The sequence below is a fragment of the Streptomyces sp. CoH27 genome, from assembly GCF_020181035.1.
In the GTDB taxonomy this organism is placed as follows: domain Bacteria; phylum Actinomycetota; class Actinomycetes; order Streptomycetales; family Streptomycetaceae; genus Streptomyces; species Streptomyces camelliae.
The window spans coordinates 198137-216436 of record NZ_JAIQYY010000013.1 but is presented as its reverse complement, the minus strand read 5'-3'; the positions used below and the strand labels follow the sequence as shown (position 1 = coordinate 216436).

Annotated in this window: 12 protein-coding genes and 3 pseudogenes; 8 read left to right on the top strand and 7 right to left on the bottom strand. The window is 70.0% G+C overall.

The window, feature by feature from the left end; genetic code table 11:
• Positions 1-28 precede the first annotated feature (28 nt).
• From adh to LE548_RS46570, 3 genes and pseudogenes are all read left to right on the top strand, one after another.
• Positions 29-1552 carry an aldehyde dehydrogenase gene (gene adh, locus LE548_RS23685; RefSeq protein ID WP_225098949.1) on the top strand — a complete coding sequence of 508 codons (1524 nt, stop codon included), beginning with the start codon at positions 29-31 and terminating at the stop codon, positions 1550-1552.
• A 740-nt stretch (positions 1553-2292) separates the two neighbouring features.
• Positions 2293-2508: pseudogene (locus tag LE548_RS46575) on the top strand (SpoIIE family protein phosphatase); the annotation flags it as partial.
• A gap of 26 nt (positions 2509-2534) precedes the next feature.
• Positions 2535-2705: pseudogene (locus LE548_RS46570) on the top strand (SpoIIE family protein phosphatase); the annotation flags it as partial.
• Positions 2706-2757: 52 nt separating this feature from the next.
• Here LE548_RS46570 and acnA read toward each other — a convergent pair.
• Together acnA and LE548_RS23670 are read right to left on the bottom strand one after the other, a co-directional pair.
• Positions 2758-3092, bottom strand: a pseudogene (gene acnA, locus LE548_RS23675) (aconitate hydratase); the annotation flags it as partial.
• 99 nt (positions 3093-3191) lie between these two features.
• Complete coding sequence (locus LE548_RS23670; RefSeq protein WP_225098948.1) at positions 3192-3554, bottom strand: DUF488 domain-containing protein; 363 nt, start codon at positions 3552-3554, stop codon at positions 3192-3194.
• 253 nt (positions 3555-3807) lie between these two features.
• Between LE548_RS23670 and LE548_RS46565 the strand changes: the two genes are divergently transcribed.
• Complete coding sequence (locus LE548_RS46565; protein ID WP_374116163.1) at positions 3808-4164, top strand: uracil-DNA glycosylase family protein; 357 nt, start codon at positions 3808-3810, stop codon at positions 4162-4164.
• A 96-nt stretch (positions 4165-4260) separates the two neighbouring features.
• On the opposite strand, the gene LE548_RS23660 is transcribed toward LE548_RS46565, so the two are convergent.
• Complete coding sequence (locus LE548_RS23660; RefSeq protein WP_225098947.1) at positions 4261-4707, bottom strand: SPW repeat protein; 447 nt, start codon at positions 4705-4707, stop codon at positions 4261-4263.
• A 713-nt stretch (positions 4708-5420) separates the two neighbouring features.
• Between LE548_RS23660 and LE548_RS23655 the strand changes: the two genes are divergently transcribed.
• Entirely contained in the window at positions 5421-5801 is a 381-nt protein-coding gene (locus tag LE548_RS23655; RefSeq protein WP_225098946.1) for a hypothetical protein, read from the top strand.
• Between the two features lie 212 nt (positions 5802-6013).
• On the opposite strand, the gene yicI is transcribed toward LE548_RS23655, so the two are convergent.
• The 3 genes from yicI to LE548_RS23640 are packed head-to-tail and all read right to left on the bottom strand — an operon-like array spanning position 6014 to position 12581.
• On the bottom strand, positions 6014-8296 hold the full coding sequence (yicI, locus tag LE548_RS23650) for an alpha-xylosidase (RefSeq protein ID WP_225098945.1): 2283 nt from the start codon (positions 8294-8296) through the stop codon (positions 6014-6016).
• Positions 8293-9693: a GH1 family beta-glucosidase gene (locus LE548_RS23645; RefSeq protein ID WP_225098944.1), complete on the bottom strand. Its 1401-nt coding sequence runs from the start codon at positions 9691-9693 to the stop codon at positions 8293-8295. Before LE548_RS23645 ends, yicI begins: the two co-directional genes overlap by 4 nt.
• Positions 9690-12581, bottom strand: a complete 2892-nt coding sequence (locus LE548_RS23640) for a glycoside hydrolase family 3 protein (RefSeq protein WP_225099029.1) — start codon at positions 12579-12581, stop codon at positions 9690-9692. Before LE548_RS23640 ends, LE548_RS23645 begins: the two co-directional genes overlap by 4 nt.
• A 706-nt stretch (positions 12582-13287) precedes the next feature.
• On the opposite strand from LE548_RS23640, the gene LE548_RS23635 reads away from it, so the two are divergent.
• Complete coding sequence (locus LE548_RS23635) at positions 13288-14331, top strand: LacI family DNA-binding transcriptional regulator (protein ID WP_225098943.1); 1044 nt, start codon at positions 13288-13290, stop codon at positions 14329-14331.
• 264 nt (positions 14332-14595) lie between these two features.
• Here LE548_RS23635 and LE548_RS23630 read toward each other — a convergent pair whose 3' ends face one another.
• On the bottom strand, positions 14596-15612 hold the full coding sequence (locus LE548_RS23630) for a LacI family DNA-binding transcriptional regulator (protein WP_225098942.1): 1017 nt from the start codon (positions 15610-15612) through the stop codon (positions 14596-14598).
• A 277-nt stretch (positions 15613-15889) separates the two neighbouring features.
• On the opposite strand from LE548_RS23630, the gene LE548_RS23625 reads away from it, so the two are divergent.
• Together LE548_RS23625 and LE548_RS23620 are read left to right on the top strand one after the other, a co-directional pair.
• The gene (locus LE548_RS23625) at positions 15890-16855 is read left to right on the top strand and encodes a glycoside hydrolase family 6 protein (RefSeq protein WP_225098941.1); all 966 of its coding nucleotides are present in this window, start codon (positions 15890-15892) and stop codon (positions 16853-16855) included.
• Between the two features lie 55 nt (positions 16856-16910).
• Positions 16911-18215 carry a glycoside hydrolase family 6 protein gene (locus LE548_RS23620; RefSeq protein WP_225098940.1) on the top strand — a complete coding sequence of 435 codons (1305 nt, stop codon included), beginning with the start codon at positions 16911-16913 and terminating at the stop codon, positions 18213-18215.
• Positions 18216-18300 lie beyond the last annotated feature (85 nt).

Below are 18300 nucleotides of genomic sequence, written 5' to 3'. Positions count from 1 at the left end.
GCAGCGCTGCACCGGGAGGCAGACCAGCATGACTCGTTACGCGGCGCCGGGCACCGAAGGCGCGATCGTCTCCTACCAGGCGCGCTACGACCACTTCATCGGCGGGGAGTACGTGCCGCCGGTGCGCGGGCAGTACTTCGAGAATCCGTCTCCGGTCAACGGGCAGCCGTTCACCGAGATCGCGCGCGGTACCGCGGAGGACGTCGAGCGGGCACTGGACGCGGCACACGAGGCCGCGCCCGCGTGGGGCCGTACGCCGGCGGCGGAGCGCAGCAACATCCTGCTGAAGATCGCCGACCGTATGGCAGCCCATCTGGAGCCGCTGGCCGTGGCGGAGAGCTGGGAGAACGGCAAGCCGGTCCGGGAAACGCTGGCGGCCGACATCCCGCTGGCGATCGACCACTTCCGGTACTTCGCGGGGGCGATCCGGGCGCAGGAGGGCTCGCTCAGCGAGATCGACGACGACACGGTGGCGTACCACTTCCACGAGCCCCTCGGGGTCGTCGCGCAGATCATCCCGTGGAACTTCCCCATCCTGATGGCGGCCTGGAAGCTGGCGCCGGCGCTCGCCGCGGGTAATGCGGTCGTCCTCAAGCCGGCCGAGCAGACCCCGGCGTCCATCCACTACTGGGTCGGCCTGATCGCGGACCTGCTGCCGCCGGGGGTACTGAACATCGTCAATGGCTTCGGTGTCGAGGCCGGCAAGCCGCTGGCGTCCAGTCCGCGGGTGGCGAAGGTGGCGTTCACCGGGGAGACCACGACCGGGCGGCTGATCATGCAGTACGCCTCGGAGAACATCAAGCCGGTCACCCTCGAACTCGGCGGCAAGTCCCCGAACATCTTCTTCGACGACGTGTGGGCGCACGACGACGACTTCCGGGACAAGGCGCTTGAGGGCTTCACCATGTTCGCGCTCAACCAGGGCGAGGTCTGCACCTGTCCGTCCCGGGCGCTGATCCAGCGCGGCCACTACGCGGACTTTCTGGAAGCGGCGGTGGCCCGCACGCGGCAGATCAAGCCGGGGCACCCGCTCGACACCGACACGATGATCGGCGCCCAGGCCTCCAACGACCAGCTGGAGAAGATCCTCTCCTACCTGGACATCGGCCGGCAGGAGGGCGCGAAGGTCCTCACGGGCGGTGAGCGCATCGAGTACGACGGTGAACTGAAGGGCGGCTACTACGTCCAGCCGACCATCTTCGAGGGCGACAACCGCATGCGGATCTTCCAGGAGGAGATCTTCGGCCCGGTCGTCTCGGTGGCCTCCTTCGACGACTTCGACGACGCCATCAAGATCGCGAACGACACGCTGTACGGGCTCGGAGCGGGCGTGTGGACCCGGGACACCACCACCGCCTACCGGGCGGGCCGCGCGATCCAGGCCGGCCGCGTGTGGACCAACTGCTACCACGCCTACCCGGCACACGCGGCGTTCGGCGGATACAAGCAGTCCGGAATCGGGCGCGAGACGCACAAGATGATGCTGGAGCACTACCAGCAGACCAAGAACGTTCTTTGTAGCTATTCGCCCAAGAAGCTTGGATTCTTCTAGGGCGCTCGAAGTCGGCGCTGGGCTGGGAATTCCCCGCCCTTCCGGACCAGTCACCGACCAGACAGCGGGCAACTGGGAGCGCCGAGTCAATCGCCAGAGGCAGGGCAGCGGAGGACGTGCACGCAAGGGCGCGCCTCCGCTGCCCTCGGACCGGCCGGGTCGGTCACAGCAGACGATGCACCCGCCGCTCACCGCGACCAGACACAGGAGATCGCTGACAGACCTGGAGACCTCGCACACGGCATCCAAGCCGCCGACGCCGACAAGAAGGAGCCTTCTACGAAGCTCTGACGGTCGTTGCGGTGGGCCTGATCCAGACAGGCCCGGGCTCAGGATCACCCGGTACCTGCCCGACCAGGAGGGCTTCGGGCTTGCACCGGTCAGCCATGACGCGTACGGCGCGGCGGTCAGGAGGAGGAACAACAGGGTTGCCTGAGGCGAGTGACCGGCTTGACGACCCTCGGCTCACTCGGCGCCCCGGGACAGCCGTCATCAGTCGTCCCCCACGGACACCTCGTCGAACTTCAGCGCCTTCGCCCATGCCTCGGCCGGCCACCGCTCCGCGCGCAGGAGGCGAGGATGTCGTCCACGCGCTGTGCGGCGGGCAGCGGGTGGCCGGTCCTGGAACTGTAGCCGGAGGACATGAAGCCCAGGGAAGGGGCGTTGCGCCGGCGACGGCCACGGCCCGGTACGAACTCGCCTCCGAACTGCTCAGGCTGGGCGGCGAGGGGTACGACGCCATGGCTCTGCCCGACGGCGCCACCTGCGTCGTCGTGGGTGACGTGACCGGCCGCGACGTCGAGGCCGCCCCGCTGATGGGACTGATCAGCAACATGGTGCGAGCCATCGCCCTCGACCGGGACGGACCGCCCGACCTGATCATGTCAAGGCTGGACCACACGCTGACGTTCGCCGATCCGCCCACGGCCACCCTGGTGCTCGGCCGCATCGAGCGCGGCCGTGGAGAGGGACGCCGGGGCGTCTGCCGCCGCTGCTGGTCGGCGCCGACGGCGGCACGCGCTACCTGGCACCCACCCGTGACGGGATCCCCTTGGGCATCGACGCGCCCGTCTCCCGGTTCAGCCACGAACACTCCTTCCCGCCCGCCGGCACCCTGCTGCTGTTCACCGATGGGCTGGTCGAGTGCCGCGGCCAGGACATCGACATGGACTGGGCGACCTGGCCGAGCGGGCCGCCCGCCTGGCCAGGCCGAGGGATTCGCGGTTCTGCCCGGGGGGCGAACCGCAGGGGCAGGACGCACAGGCCTATGCGGTTGGAGCCGTGGATGTGCTCGTACGACTCGGCGAGCAGCGCGCACGCGCAGCAGGGCGGTGCCCTGGGCGGCCCGGTCGCTGGAGGCCCGAGCCGTATTCGTTCCCTGCGATGACGAGCAGCGGTACGCCCTCATCGGCGTAGCGCAGGGCGGCGTCAAGGAAGCTGGTCTGCTGCTCGTCGGACAGGTGGCAGGTGAGGCCGTCCTCGGTGCCGGGGCGGGCAGGTTGCGCAGCCGGATGTCGGCGAACGTGCCGCGGATCATCACGGTGCGGCGGAGACGGTCACCCGTACCCGGTTCGCGTTCTGCCACGGACCAGTTGGCGCGGGATGAGGTGACCGTCACCGCTGGTGTCCCGCGTGATGGTCACCGGCTCTTGGTCAGCCACTCGGCGAGGACAGCGGCCTGGCTGTGGTCCACATCCTTGGTGGCGGTCAGCAGCATGAGCTTGTCGTGTGCCGCCAGGTCACGCAGATGTTCAGCCGCCTCGCGGTGCCCGGCATCGCGCAGTTCTGCGAGGTAGCGGCGGCGGAACTCGGTGAAGCGGCTGGGCTCATGGCCGTACCACTTGCGCAGTTCGCTGGACGGGGCGATGCTGCGCAGCCACTCGTCCAGATGTGCGTCCTCCTTGCGCATGCCTCGGGGCCAGACCCGGTCGACCAGCACGCGCTTGCCGTCCTTCGGCGCGGTCTCCTCGTAGACTCTGCGGTAGGTGATCTGTTTGGCCATGGCGGTGCCCTTCCAGATCGGTCGGCCGCTTCGGCCCGCCGACGGGCGGACGGCTTCGTCCTCTGCTGCGAAGCGGATGTTCCCGACTCCCCCATTTTATCGGGGACAGCTCATGCGAACCCGTCAGGACTGTGTCCGGTCTGCCACCGCAGCCGCCGCCCGGTGCGGTCCGGCGTAGCGATGAGGAACGCGGCGTGCCCAGCAGACATCCCCCGTCCGAGTCACCCGTGTTTCCCGCGCGGACGGCCCCCGAATGGGTTCACCGAGCCAACTGGACGCGGCGGTGGTCACCTGCCGGGCGTGTCCGCGCCTGGTGACGTGGTGGGAGGAGGCCCGCGCGGGTCAGACGCAGGGCTTTTGGGGGGGCCGGGAGTGCTGGGCGCGTCCCGTGCCCGGTTTCGGCCCGGCGGAGGCGCCGCTGGTGATCGTCGGTCTGGCTCCGGCCGCGCACGGCGGGAACTGCACCGGGCGCATCTTCACCGGTGACACGTCCGCCGACGCGTTGTACGCCGCCCTGCCACTGGCCACCGCCTGCCGACCTCACTTTCGGACGGGGGCTTGCAGCTCGGCGTGCAGATCCCGCCGGCCGCCCAGGCCCGGTCGATCGTGAACCGCCGGCGGACGGGCAACGGCTGGGGTGCTCGTGCCGTCGCCAGGTGATCACCTGACCCTGGCCGGCGTTTGCCGTGTAGCGACGATCATGGATTCAGCGATGGGTTCCGCGGGTGATCCCAATGGTGAGGCCCATCGCGGCCAGGCCCAGCAGGATGGTGACAGCGCCGAGCCAGCAGTTGTTCCAGATGATGCCCGCCCGGGCGCCGTGCGTGGCGGTGACTACCCAGGGGGAGATCAGAAGCCAGACACCGAGGGGCACGATGGTCCACGCCACGCGGAACATCCGCTCCGGAACGAGGGTCAGGCCGAGCCCGATCACGCCGACGGCGATGCCGACGATCAGGTTGCTGACAGTGATATCGGGCTGTGCCGAGAAGTGGACGACCCAGGGCGAAATCGCGGCGTACACACCGGCCAGGAGGATCAGCCCCTCAAGGGCGATCGCCCTGCCCGTGGAGGCTGTGCGTTCCAGTCGCTCCCGCATCTCTGCAATCTCGGGGTGTCCCGTCATGCCAGTGGGTTGCTGTGGATACGACATTGCTGCCGTCCTCCTCTCCGCGAGAGGGATTTATGCTTCTTTTATCGACTTTCCCTCCATTGGGGTCATTAGTCGGCTCTATCTGGCCGGTGCAGTGTGAGCTCCGTCACCAGATCCCGGTCCGGGGCGACGTACCGTTCTCACGGGTGGCGAGCAGCCTGAGCGTGAGAGCGATTGTTCGCCCAGGACGGGGAAACCCCGGAAGAAGCGGAACAGTGCGCCGGTGGCAGTGGAGGCACAATCCGCTCAGGCGGCGCACGGATGTGGACGAGGCTCGGCTCATGCTCGTCGTGCGGGTGTGCGGCGTGGTGGGGGATGCCGTCGCGACGGGGTTCCTCGACAGCGTCAAGACCCCGGCGAGGGAGCGGGACGCAGAAGGACCCGCCGGCGTGGGCGACGGTGCGCTGGATGGGAAAGGGCTGCGCCGTCCACAGGTGGCCGGGCTGAGGTCGAGACCACCGCGAAGGCCGGTGGCCGGGTCACTGTGTGCCTGGACACGCGTGGTCGTCTCACCGCCACGTGTGGAGACTGTTCATGCGCTACTGGCCATGCGCTGCTGGATCGTCGGCGTCCACGCCGGTGGGAGGAGGACTGGGAGCGCGTCGTTCCACGATGGCGCGGAAAGATCGTCTGACCGACTTCGCCAACGCCCCGACTGCCTGGTCGTAGGCGTCCTGGCGGTTTCCCACGCATCAATCGGGAGGGCGAGAACTGTGGTTCATCCAGCCGACGTCATCCTGGTCTTCGACCGGGATGAGGAACTCATGGTGTTCGACTCGTTGCAGGTGGCAGAGGAACGGCTTGAACCAGCGGGCGTCGCGAGCAGCGCCTATGCGGCGTACACCACCGACGGCCGGGTCGTGGACCTGCTCACTTCCGAGGAGGCCAACGGCCCGGTGGTCGCCTTGCGAACCGAGGCCCACGACCGGCGGGAGTTGGAACGCAGACTCGCCCATTACTGGCACCGCCATGGCAGCCGAACGGTCCTGAGCCCCGAGGAGACTGTTCGCCTGCTGCTGGCCGGCGAATTGCCACGGCTTCGGCGGCGCAGTTGGCTGGCCAGGATCCTCCACCACGACGCACCCGCCGCGTGACGGGACCTGAGCACTGGGGACTCCGCGCCGTCATGGGCTGTTGCTTCGACTGCGGCAGCACCGGGACCGACAGCCGGGACAACGTCAACCAGCACTGCAACGCGAACGACCCCTCCCTCAGCCGCCGCTCCGCCGGCACCTGCTACGAAGGCGATCAGGGGCCTTCCCCGCTCGTGCGATCGTCTCGCGGCCGTGTGACATGCGCGGAAGGATCACTCCTCGTACCGGAACTCGGTCGTCGCGGGCCCCGCGATGTTCGTGTGCAGGGTGCCGTCGGGGCCGCCCGTCCGCAGCCGCCAGGGGTACGGGCTGTCGGTCGTGACGCGGAGGCGGTCGCCCTCGCGGCGGACGTCGAAGCGGGCCGCCTCGCCGGGGCCGTTCGCAGACGGGATCACGACCGTGCGGCGAGCACCGTCCGCGAAGGCGTGCAGCCTCAGCTCGACGCCGTCCGCCCAGGCCGAGACCGGGCGCTGGTCGTCGGCGGCGAAGGGGATGACTGAGTCGGGGCGGGCCAGCAGCGGCAGGGTGTGGAAGCCGTGCTGCTCGCGCACCCAGCGGGGGCCGGTGACCCGGACACCGGTCAGGATGTTGGTCCACGCGCCCTCGGGCACGTAGTACTCGACCGTGCCGTCGTCGGTGAAGACGGGGGCGACGAGCAGGTCGTCGCCGAGCATGTACTGCCGGTCGAGTGCCGCCGCGCCCGGGTCGTCGGGGAACTCCAGGACCATGGCCCGCATCACCGGGACGCCGGTGGTGTGGGCTTGCTGGGCGGCGCGCTGGAGGTACGGGGCGAGGCGGTGTTTGAGGAGGGCGAACGCGCGGGTGACCTCGACGGCCTCCTCGCCGTAGTCCCACGGGACGCGGTAGGACCTGCTGCCGTGCAGTCGGCTGTGCGAGGAGAGCAGGCCGAACTGCACCCAGCGCTTGAAGACCGTCGGGGTGGGAGTGCCCTCGAAACCGCCGATGTCGTGGCTCCAGAAGCCGAACCCGGACAGGCCGAGGGAGAGCCCGCCGCGCAGTGACTCGGCCATGGCGCTGAAGTGGGAGCCGCAGTCCCCGCCCCAGTGCACGGGGTACTGCTGGCCCCCGGCGGTGGCCGAGCGGGCGAACAGCATCGCCTCGCCCTCGCCGCGCTCCTCGCGCAGGAGGTCGAAGACGGCCTGGTTGTAGAGGTGGGTGTAGTAGTTGTGCATCCGCTCCGGGTCGGAGCCGTCGTGCCAGACGACGTCGGTGGGAACGCGTTCGCCGAAGTCGGTCTTGAAGCAGTCCACACCCTGCGCGAGGAGTCTGCGCAGCTTGCCGGTGTACCAGTCACGGGCCGCCGGGTTGGTGAAGTCGACCAAGGCCATGCCCGGTTGCCACAGGTCCCACTGCCACACGCTGCCGTCCCGACGGCGTACGAGGTGGCCCTCGCGCATGCCTTCCTCGAACAGCGGCGACTTCTGGGCGATGTACGGGTTGATCCAGGCGCAGACGCGCAGTCCTCGCTGCCTCAGCCGGGCCAGCATGCCCGCCGGGTCGGGGAAGGTCTCGGGGTCCCACTCGAAGTCGCACCACTGGTAGGCACGCATCCAGAAGCAGTCGAAGTGGAACACGCTCAGCGGGATCCCGCGCTCGGCCATGCCGTCGATGAAACGGCCCACCGTGGCCTCGTCGTAGTCGGTGGTGAAGGACGTGGTCAGCCACAGGCCCAGCGCCCAGGCCGGCGGCAGGGCCGGGCGGCCGGTGAGCGTGGTGTAGCGCTCCAGGATCTGTTTCGGGGTCGGGCCGTGGACGACGAAGTACTCCAGTGACTGGTCCTCGACACTGAACTGGACCTGGCCGACGGCCTCCGAGCCGACCTCGTAGCTGACCTTCCCGGGGTGGTTGACGAAGACGCCGTACCCACGGTTGGTCAGGTGGAACGGGACGTTCTTGTAAGCCTGTTCACTGCTGGTGCCGCCGTCTGCCTGCCAGATGTCCACCGCCTGCCCGTTCTTGACGAACGGGGTGAAGCGCTCCCCCAGGCCGTAGACCAGTTCTCCCACCCCCAGCGACAGCTGGGCGAGCATGTGATGGCGGCCTTCGGCGTCGGTGACGAACCCCGTGCCGCGCTCACCGGCGGAGGTCAGCACCTGACCGCCGGCGGCGAACTCCAGCCGCCACGGCTGTTCCGTGTCCACGCGCAGCGCCAGTTCGCCGGAGACGAGCTCCAGCACCGCCCCGTCCCGGCGCACCTTGCCGGCGTCCGCGCCGGCGCCGGGCAACGCGAACTCCGGTCCCCGGCGCACCGATCCGGCATGGTGGGTCGTCCGCACACCGATGACCCCTTCGGCCGGAGACCAGCACTCCACGGTCAGCAGCGGGCTGTTGAGGGTGTCACCGCGCCGACTCACGTGTTTCACGGGCGCGTACAGGGTCATCCGGTGATCGTCGGCGCGGACGTCGGCGACCTCGGTGGCATAGCGGGCCGTGCAGCCGGGGCGCATGAGCCAGTAGCCGTCCGTGAACTTCATCGGGCAGGTTCCTCCGTGCGCGCACGGTGCGCGGTGATCAGACCCCGGTACCAGTGGTAGCTGTCCTTGGGGGTGCGGGTCAGGGTGGCGTAGTCGACGTGGACCAGGCCGAAGCGCTGGTCGTAGCCGCGCGCCCACTCGAAGTTGTCCAGCAGCGACCAGGCGTGGTAGCCGCGTACGTCCACACCGGCGGCGACGGCTTCGGCCACGGCGGTGAGGTGGTCGGCGAGGTAGCCGATACGGTCGCCGTCGTGGACCCGGCCGTCGGGTGCGATGGTGTCGGCCTCCGCCGAGCCGTTCTCCGTGATCCAGATCGGCGGCGACTGCGGGTAGCGGACATGGACGTCGCAGAGCAGCTCGGTGAGGGCGGACGGGACGACCGGCCAGCCCATGGTGGTGTGCCGGGTCCCGTACGGGTCCAGCTCGGCCACGCCGATGTCCACGGCGGTGCGCTGTTCGGGGTCGGCCACGCGATGCGGTACGGCGGCCACGGTGAGCGGCCGGTAGAAGTTGATGCCGAGGAAGTCCAGCGGGGCACCGATCAGGTCCAGGTCGCCCGGCAGCCGCCAGGGGCCGTCGGCGAGCCCGGCCCAGGTCTCGGCCTCGTGCGCGGGGTAGCGTCCGGCGAAGAGCGGTTCCGTCCAGATGTCGTTGTGCAGGGTCTCGGCGCGCAGGCGGGCGGCGCAGTCCGCGGGCCGGTCGGAGGCGGCGTGGATGCGGTCCAGATTGAGGGTGATCCCGACTTCCCGGGCGCCTGCGGCACGCAGCACCCGCACCGCGAGGCCGTGACCGGCCAACAGGTGATGGGCGGCCGCCAGCGCGCCACGGCCCTCCTCGGCCCCGGGCGCGTGCCGCCCCTCGGCGTAGCCCACGAAGGCCGAGCAGTAGGGCTCGTTGAGCGTGATCCAGTGGTCCACCCGATCGCCGTAGCGCTCGGCGGCGAGGGCCGCGTACTCCGCGAACGCCTCGGCGGTCTCCCGCACGCGCCAGCCTCCTCGGTCCTCCAGAGCCTGCGGGAGGTCCCAGTGGTAGAGGGTGACGGCGGGAGCGATGCCGGCGGCCAGCAGGTCGTCGATGAGGCGGTCGTAGAAGTCCACGCCCCTGGCGTTGACCGGGCCGGTGCCCTGGGGCAGCAGACGGGGCCAGGCGATCGAGAAGCGGTAGGTGTCGACGCCGAGACCGCGCAGCAGAGCCACGTCCTCGCGGTGGCGGTGGTAGTGGTCGGCAGCGGTGTCGCCGGTGGCACCCGCGCGCGTCCGACCGGGTGTGTGGCTGAAGATGTCCCAGATGGAGGCCCCGCGGCCGTCCTCGTCGTGGGCGCCCTCGATCTGATAGGCGGACGTGGCGGCGCCGAAACGGAACCCGGCGGGCAGCGTCGGGAAAGGCGGGGCGCTCACTCGGCGCCCTCCTCGCCGCGCCGGGCAGGTGCCTCATCGGGCGGGGTGAACCGGAAGGAAGCCAGCCGGAAGTCGCCCCGCAGGGTGAGCCGCAGATCGTGGTGGCCATCGGCCGGCGTCGCCAGAACGGCCGTGACGGTCGCCCAGGTGTGGCGGTCGCCGGTGACCGGTACGGCAGTCTCCGCGAGGAGACGGTCTCCCGCCCTCACCTCCAGCCGCGCCTCACCCGGTCCGGCGGTCTCGCGGGCGACCTCGGCCTCGAAGCGAAAGGCACCGGTGAGGTCCGCGCCGCGGAACAGCAGGGTCGCCGGGTGAGCTGGATCCGCCGGGGCGACGGCATCGCCCCTGGCGCGGGTGGCGTCGACCAGGGTGATGTCCGCGTAGTCGTCGAAATCGGCGGCGAGGGTACGTCGGCCCACCCATGCGCGCGGTGCGGGTGGGGCACCGGTCACGGTGACCGGCGCGCTGAGGACGATGTCCTCGGCCGAGCGGGCGGCGAGCACCTCGTAGCGGCCGGGATCGACGGTGAAGGCGCCCGTGGTGACGTCCCAGTGCGCCAGCCGTTCGGCCGGCAGCCGAAAGGTCACCTCCTGGCTGTGCCCCGGTGCGAGCCGCACCTTGCGGAAGTCGGCGAGCCGAAGCCGGGGGGCCTCGTAGCGGGCGCCGACCGCCCGGACGTAGAGCTGGACCACCTCGCTCCCGGACCGGGTGCCCGCGTCGGCCAGGGTCACAGAGACGTCCACTGCGCCGTCCTGGGCCATGTCCGGCGTGGACAGCCGCAGGTCGCGGTAGGTGAAGTCGGTGTAGGACAGGCCGTGTCCGAAGGGGTAGAGGGGCGCGGCCCGGTGGTACTGGTACGTCCAGCCGGCCTTGATGATGTCGTAGTCGAGCGGGTGCGGCAGTGTGTCCTCGCCCCGGTACCAGGTCTGCGGCAGCCGTCCGGCGGGGTCGGCCGCGCCGAGCAGGACGGCGGCCAGGGCCCGGCCCGTCTCCTGTCCGCCGTGGGAGGTCCACAGCACGGCCGGCAGGCGGGCGTCGGCCCAGTCGACGGCGTAGGGGTAACTGCTCATGACGACCAGCGCGGTCTGCGGGCGGACCGCGGCGACCGCGCGCAGCAGCGCCTCCTGGGTCTCGGGCAGGCCGATTCCGGTACGGTCCTCGGTCTCCCGGCCGTTGATCATCGGGTGGTTGCCGAGGACGACGATCGCCACATCGGCCTCCTCGGCGGCGGCCCGCGCCTCGGCCGTGCCGTCGCGCAGCAGTTCACGCTGCCAGCGCTCGGCCGTCTCGGGGCTCTCGGCGGTGACGCGCACCTGGCCGTCGGCGGGATCGAGTGCGGCGTAGCGACCGCTGCGCACGTTGCGGAGCAGGTAGGTGTCGGCCTCGCCGTCCGGGTCGGGCTCCAGACGGAAGGTTTCATCGACGAACCAGGACTTGAGCAGCGTCCGGTCGGCGACGAGCGAGGCGTCGTCCTTCAGGCCGAGGTAGCGGCCGGTGCCGGCGTCGCACAGAGTGAGGACGCCGTCGCCCCACTCCTGGACGTCGAACGAAGTCCCGCCGAGTGGCCGGCCGGAGGTACGGGAGAGCAACCTGATCCGGTCGGCGCCCGGCACACAGACCACCTCGCCGCCGCCGTCTCCGAGCGCGGCGCGCAGACCTGTCGCGATGCTCACGCGGTACGGCGGGGTGCCGCTGTACCAGTCCTCGTACAGGGCGTCGGCGTGCGGCCCGACGACGGCGATCCGGGGTGCTTGCTCCGCGTCCAAGGGCAGCAGGCCGTCGTTCTTGAGCAGAACCACCGACTCGGTCGCGGCGCGCAGGGCCAGGGCGCGGTGCTCGGGGCAGTCGATCATCTCCGGGCCGATGCCGGCGTACGGGTCCAGATCGGGGTCGAACTCACCGAGCCGGAAACGGAGTTGCAGCTGGCGGCGCACCGCCCGACGCACGTCCTCCTCCTCGATCAGTCCGCGTTCCAGCGCTTCGCGGAGCCGGCCGATCACGGTCGCGCTGTCCTCGCGGTGGTCGGTGAAGCTGTCGATGCCGGCCTTCAGCGCGGCGGCGTGGGACGCGGCGTGGTCCTCGAAGTAGTGCTCCAATTCCACCAGGTTGCAGGGCGCTTCCTCATCGCTGACCACGAACAGCTCTTGGCCCGCCTGCCGTGCCCAGCGCCGCAGTTCGTCCTCGATGAGCGGACTGACGTGGCAGGGGCGACCGTTGACCAGGTTGTAGGCGGCCATCGCGCCGGTGGCCGCGCCGGAGGCGATGACCGGGCGGAAGGCGGCCAGGTCGTACTCGTGCAGCACGCGGGGGCGCAGGCCGGAGGAGCTGACGCAGCGGTCGTTCTCGTTGTTGTAGGCGAGGAAGTGCTTGAGCACCGGGGCGGCGCGCAGGAAGTCGGGATGATCTCCGGCCAGGCCCCGGCAGTACGCGGTACCGAGGCGCGCGGTGTGCAACGGGTCCTCGGAGTAGCCCTCTTCGTTGCGACCCCATCGCGGGTCGCGCAGCAGGTTCACGACGGGTGACCAGGTCTGCAGGCTGTTGGTGCCGGACCCGGTCATAGTCGGCCGGTGCCGGTGGAAGGCCCGCACTTCGACCGACACCGCCTCCCCGACGGCGCGTACCAGATCCTCGTCCCATGTGGCTCCCAGCCCCACGGCCTGGGGAAAGACGGTCGCCACCCCCAGCCAGGCCACGCCGTGCAACGCCTCTGTCCCGGTGCGGAACGAGGCGATGTCCAGGCGGGGGACGGGCGGCACGTACTGGTGCAGCATGGCGAGCCGCTCGTCCAGGGTGAGCCGGTCCAGCAGGTCGTCGACGCGCTCTCCGAGCGGAAGCGCGGGATCCCGGAACGGCAGCCGGGCGGTGGCGGAAAGGGAGGGAGATCCCAGAGATCCCACGAGTCAGACCCCTCAACAGGCGCAGGTGGATGTCGGGTCGAAGGTCGGAATGTCGAAGCGCATCGACGCTGCCACCGTCATGACAGGCTGTCAATGGACCTGCGAAAAGAAACCTTCTCCGGTGCTCGCACTCACGTTTCGCACGAGACATCTCCGTCAACTTCGCCTGCCAAGTGAAGCGCTTCAACGCTCTCTCAGGGGAAGGGGCCGCCACCATGGCGAACGAGGTGAATCGCAGAAGCTTCGTCGGCGCAGCCGCCTCGGTCGCGGGAGCGGCCGCACGGGAGCGGCCGCACTGGCTCCGTCGCTGTCCGCCTGCGGGGGTGGCGGACAGCAGCACACGGGTACGAACACGAAGGCGGGCCTGAAGGGGGCGCTGCCGGCCTGTGTGCCGCGTACTCCCGTGAAGCCGGACATCGCCTCGCTGTCGTCCTTCGGCTTCATCGTGATCGGCGTCGAGACCAACAGCCGCACCGACGGCCGAGCGCATCCACGAGGGCAGGTACGCGTACGCAGATCCGTGACTGCACGGGCGCGGCGAACCAGATCTGGTCCCAGAGCGCCTCCCACGAACTCACCGTGTACTCCGGCGGCAGCCGCCTTCCAGGGCCTGACGTCTCACGCCCTTCCCGACCCCATGGCAAACCGATGCGCGCGGGGTACCCTGACGATCGCGGGTAAGTGCTTGGGGAGCTGCATGAACATCGGGGAGATCGCTCGGCGCGCCGGTGTGTCACGCAGCACGGTGTCCTACGCGCTCAGCGGCAAACGACCGGTCTCGGCCGGCACCCGCAGACGCATCCAAGACGTGATCAACGAATTGGGATATCGCCCCAACGCGACCGCGAGGGCACTCAAGGAGGGCCGGACCCGGACGATCGGTCTCGTCATCCCGCCGGCCGGCAACAGGCTCACCCACATGCAGCTGGACTTCGTCGCCAGCGTGGTCGACGCCGCCGCCCGGGTCGATCTGGACGTGCTGCTGTCCCCGTCCGGCGGGGTTCACGACGGTTCCTTCGAGCGGTTGGTCTCCGGGAGCCGGGTGGACGGTGTCATTCTGATGGAGATCCGCTTGGAGGACCCTCGTGTGGGTCGCCTCCAGGCCGCGGGGCTGCCCTTCGTCGGCATCGGGCACACAGCCGGCGATCACCAGATGTCCTGGATCGACGTCGACTATGCCGGCTTGGTCCAGCACTGTGTGCGGCACCTCGCCGATCTGGGGCACCGCCGGGTGGCCCTGGTCACGCGTTCCAGGGAACTCATCTCGGCCGGTTACGGTCCCGCACACAGGGCCCGTGAGGGTTTCGAAGCGGCCGTGGCGGAACGCGGTCTTGACGGCATCGAAGTGCCGTGCGGGGACGATGCCCGCTCCGGCCAGGAATGCGTCGAAGCGCTCCTGCGCAGCCATCCGGACCTCACCGCTGTCACCACCATCAACGAGGCCGCGCTGCCCGGCATCGAGCGCGCGCTGGCGGACAGCGGCCTCGAAGTGCCGTACGACTTCTCCGTCACCGGAGTCGCGGCCAGGATCTGGGCCGAAGACTTCCGTCCGCCGCTCACGGCGGCGGACGTACCGGCCCTGGACATGGGGGAGAAGGCCGTTTCCCTGCTGATGGAACGCATCGCCGCGCCGAACACCCCGCCTCGGCACATCCTGTTGACCCCGCCGATCTCGCTGCGCTCCAGTACAGCCGCCGCACCCACCGGCCGGCCGTCGCGAGTCGATCGCGCGATGCGCTGATCACTGTGTGGCGCCTTGCGCAGCGCCGCCTGCCCCAGGGCGGAACCGTCGTCTCGATGCTGTCCGCCTGACAGGGCTCCCTCGTCACGTACGCCGAGTCCGATGGATACAAGGTCTCCTGGTGCCCCTCGCCCGCTCCCCGGCCGGCGGCCTTTGCGTTCTGGACGGGCGTGGGCGACTGCTGATCGGCTCCGTGTCGGCCGTGTTCTTGGCGTTCTTCGTCCAGAGGCAAGGCAACCACGCCGGGCGTCGGGATCACGGCCGTCAGGAGCTGGAGCGGGTGACCAAGCGGGTGGGCAGGATCAGCGGGGTGGGCTCCTGTCCGTTGATGAGCGCGACGAGCATGCGCGCCATCTCTCGTCCGAAGGCCTTTATGGGCTGATGAACGGTGGTGAGCGGCGGATCGGCGACCTGGGCGACAGTCAGGTCGTCGAAACCGACCACCGCGACGTCGTCGGGGACCAGTCGGCCGGCCGTACGCAACGTGCGCAGCGCTCCCGCCCCCATGTTGTCGTTGGCGGCGAACACGCCGTCCACCTCAGGGTGGTTCGCCAGCAATGCGGCCATGGCGGCGGCTCCACTGGGCTCGGTGAAGTCCCCCTCCTGCGGCGGGTACGGTTCGAGGCCGACGGCCAGCACGGCGTCCCGGTAGCCGCGGTACCGGGCGCGCCCGACCTCGGTGTCCAGACGCCCGCAGATCGCCGCCACATGAGTCCGGCCACGCGAGATCAGATGCTCGGTGGCCTCGCGCGCTCCGCCGGCGTTGTCGACGTCCACGTACCACCGGGGAGCAGCCGAAGCGGCCGGGCGTCCGCCGAACACGACGGGCATCTCCGCCTCCTCGGCCATACGGGCCAGCGGATCGTTCTCGCGCAGTGCCATCAGCATGACGCCGTCGGCGCCCTTGGACCGAAGGAGTTCCTCCACTCGCTTGCGGCCCCGGTCGGAGGCCGCCAGGCACAGCATCAGATGCAGGTCGGCCTCCTCCAGAGCGGCCGACGCCCCCACGATCACCTGGGCGAAGAAAGGGTCCGCGAAGATCGACGGCTCCTCTCCCGCGACAACCAGGGCGGCCGCTCCCGTCTGGCGGCTGGCCAGAGCGCGGGCGGTCGGATTGCGTACGTAACCGAGCTGCTGGACGGCCCGTTCGACCGCCTCGCGTTTGACGCGGCTGACGTGCGGGGCGTTGTTGAGGACGCGGGAGGCCACCGAGCGGGAGACGCCGGCGAGTTCGGCCACCTCGTCGAGCGTCGACTGCCGGCGTGGCGTATCTGCTGCCATGAACCGTGAGCCTCTCCCTCTCAGCCGGACGGCAAGCGGCTGGTAGCGCTTCCAGTTTTCAAGACTGTAGAGCCTCTTTTCCGCCATGCGAAGGGAGCATTGCACAACTCCCTTGACAGCTCGAACAGCTCATCACACGATACCGGCCACACCCCAAGGTTCCCTCCAGCATCTGGTACCGCTTCCAAATGGGAGCGCTCCCACATATTCGGCGTCGCACGTCCGTCCCGGGACGAGAGCGTGCGGGGCATCTCCGTCAGGAAGTCGAGGTACAGTCATGCGCCGCAGACTGCGCGCCCTCGTGGCAGCGTCCTTCGCCCTGCCGCTGGCGCTCGCCGTCGCACCGTCCGCCCACGCTGCCGACCCGACCACCATGACAAGCGGGTTCTACGTGGACCCCGACTCCAGCGTGAAACGGTGGGTCGCCGCCAACCCCGGCGACGGCCGGGCGCCCGCGATCAACGCCTCCATCGCCAACACCCCGATGGCCCACTGGTTCGGCTCCTGGAGCGGCACCATCGGCACCGCCACGGGCGCCTACACAGGCGCGGCGGACCACCAGCACAAGCTGCCCGTCCTCGTCGCGTACAACATCTACAACCGCGACTACTGCGGCGGACACTCCGCCGGCGGAGCCGCCTCGCCGTCCGCCTACGCGAGCTGGATCGCCCAGTTCGCCGGCGGTATCGCCAACCGCCCGGCCGTCGTCCTCCTCGAACCGGACTCCCTCGCGGACTACGGCTGCATGACCCGGGCTCAGATCGACGAACGCGAAGGCATGATCACCGGTGCCCTCACGCAGTTCAACCGCCAGGCACCCAACACCTGGGTCTATCTGGACGCCGGCAACCCGGGCTGGGCGAGCCCGGCGACCATGGCCCAGCGCCTCCACGAAGCCGGCCTGCGACAGGCCCACGGCTTCTCGCTCAACATCTCGAACTACTACACCACGGCCGAGAACATCGCCTACGGCAACGCCGTCAACAGCGAACTCAGCGCCCGCTACGGCTACACCAAGCCGTTCGTCGTGGACACCAGCCGCAACGGCAACGGCTCCAACGGCCAGTGGTGCAACCCCTCAGGCCGCCGTATCGGCACCCCGACCCAGACGGGCGGAGGTGCCGAGATGCTGCTGTGGATCAAGACCCCGGGCGAGTCCGACGGCAACTGCGGCGTCGGAACCGGCTCCTCGGCCGGACAGTTCCTCCCCGAGGTCGCCTACAAGATGATCTACGGCTACTGATCGGACCGTCCTGGGGCAGACGCCCCCCTCATCCATCCACCGCTCAGGAGCAGTCATGAAACCACGCAACCCGAGGCGCCGCGCGGCCGCCGTCATCGCGACGCTCACTGTCTGCGCCGCCCTCACCGCGACGCAGGCTCAGGCCACGCCCACGCCCACACCCACACCCACACCCACACCCACACAGGACGTGGTCACCCCGGCCACGAAGTTCTATGTGGACCCGCACAGCAAGGCGGCGAAGCAGGCCCTCGTCGACTTCAGAAACGGCGACATCGAGGACGCCACGAACATGGCCAGGCTCGCGAGCTGGCCGCAGGCCGAATGGTTCACCGACGGCACGCCCGACGAGGTGCGCGTCAAGGTGCACACACTCGTCCGCCGGGCCCGGGCCGTCGGCCGGACCCCCGTCCTGGTCGCCTACGACATACCCGGCCGGGACTGCTCCCAGTACTCCAGCGGCGGAGCCGCATCCTCCGCCGCCTACCGCCAGTGGATCGACGCCTTCGCCGCCGGCATAGGCGACGACAAGGCGGTGATCGTCGTCGAGCCCGACGGCCTGGCCAACCTTCCCAAGGACTGCGGGCCCACCACGGACCCGAGCGGCGAACTCACCGCCGCCCGCATCGCCGACCTCGCGTACGCCGTCAAGACCCTGAAGGCCCGGCCGCGCACCGCGGTCTACCTGGACGCCGGCAACGTACAGTGGCGGTCTGTCGGCGACATCGCCCAGCGACTGCAGGACGCCGGGGTCCAGTACGGCGACGGCTTCGCCCTGAACGTCTCCAACAACCACCCCACCGACCACAACGCCAGATACGGCACCTGGATCGCCAAGTGCCTCTGGTTCGCCACCAAGGGTCCCGAGCAGGCGCGCGGCCACACCGACTGGTGCGCCAGCCAGTACTACTCGTCCGCCGCCCCCAACGACGGCGCCCCCGGCGACGCCGTCTCCCCCACGGACCCCGCCACCTGGCGGTGGACCGACGCCTGGTTCGACCAGAACGTGGGCAACCCGCCGGCCGACGAGCTGCGTCACTTCGTGATCGACACCAGCCGCAACGGCCGGGGCGCCTGGACCCCGCCGCCGGGCAAGTACAGCGGTGACCCGGAGATCTGGTGCAACGCGCCAGGCCGCGGTCTCGGACCACGCCCCACCGCCCACACCGGCGTCCCGCTCGTCGATGCCTATCTGTGGATCAAGACCCCTGGTGAATCCGACGGCAGCTGCACGCGCAACACCGGCGGCACGATCGACCCCGAGTACGGCATCGTCGACCCGCCCGCCGGCGCCTGGTGGCCCGACCAGGCCCACGCGCTGGCCCGCAACGCGGCACCGCCCCTGACGTTCAACCGCTGAGCCCTGCCGGACACCTCCGTTCGCGTCCGGCACGGGCTTCGCAGGGACTCGTAGGCAACCTTTTCGCTTCCTGTGGCCACTGCGC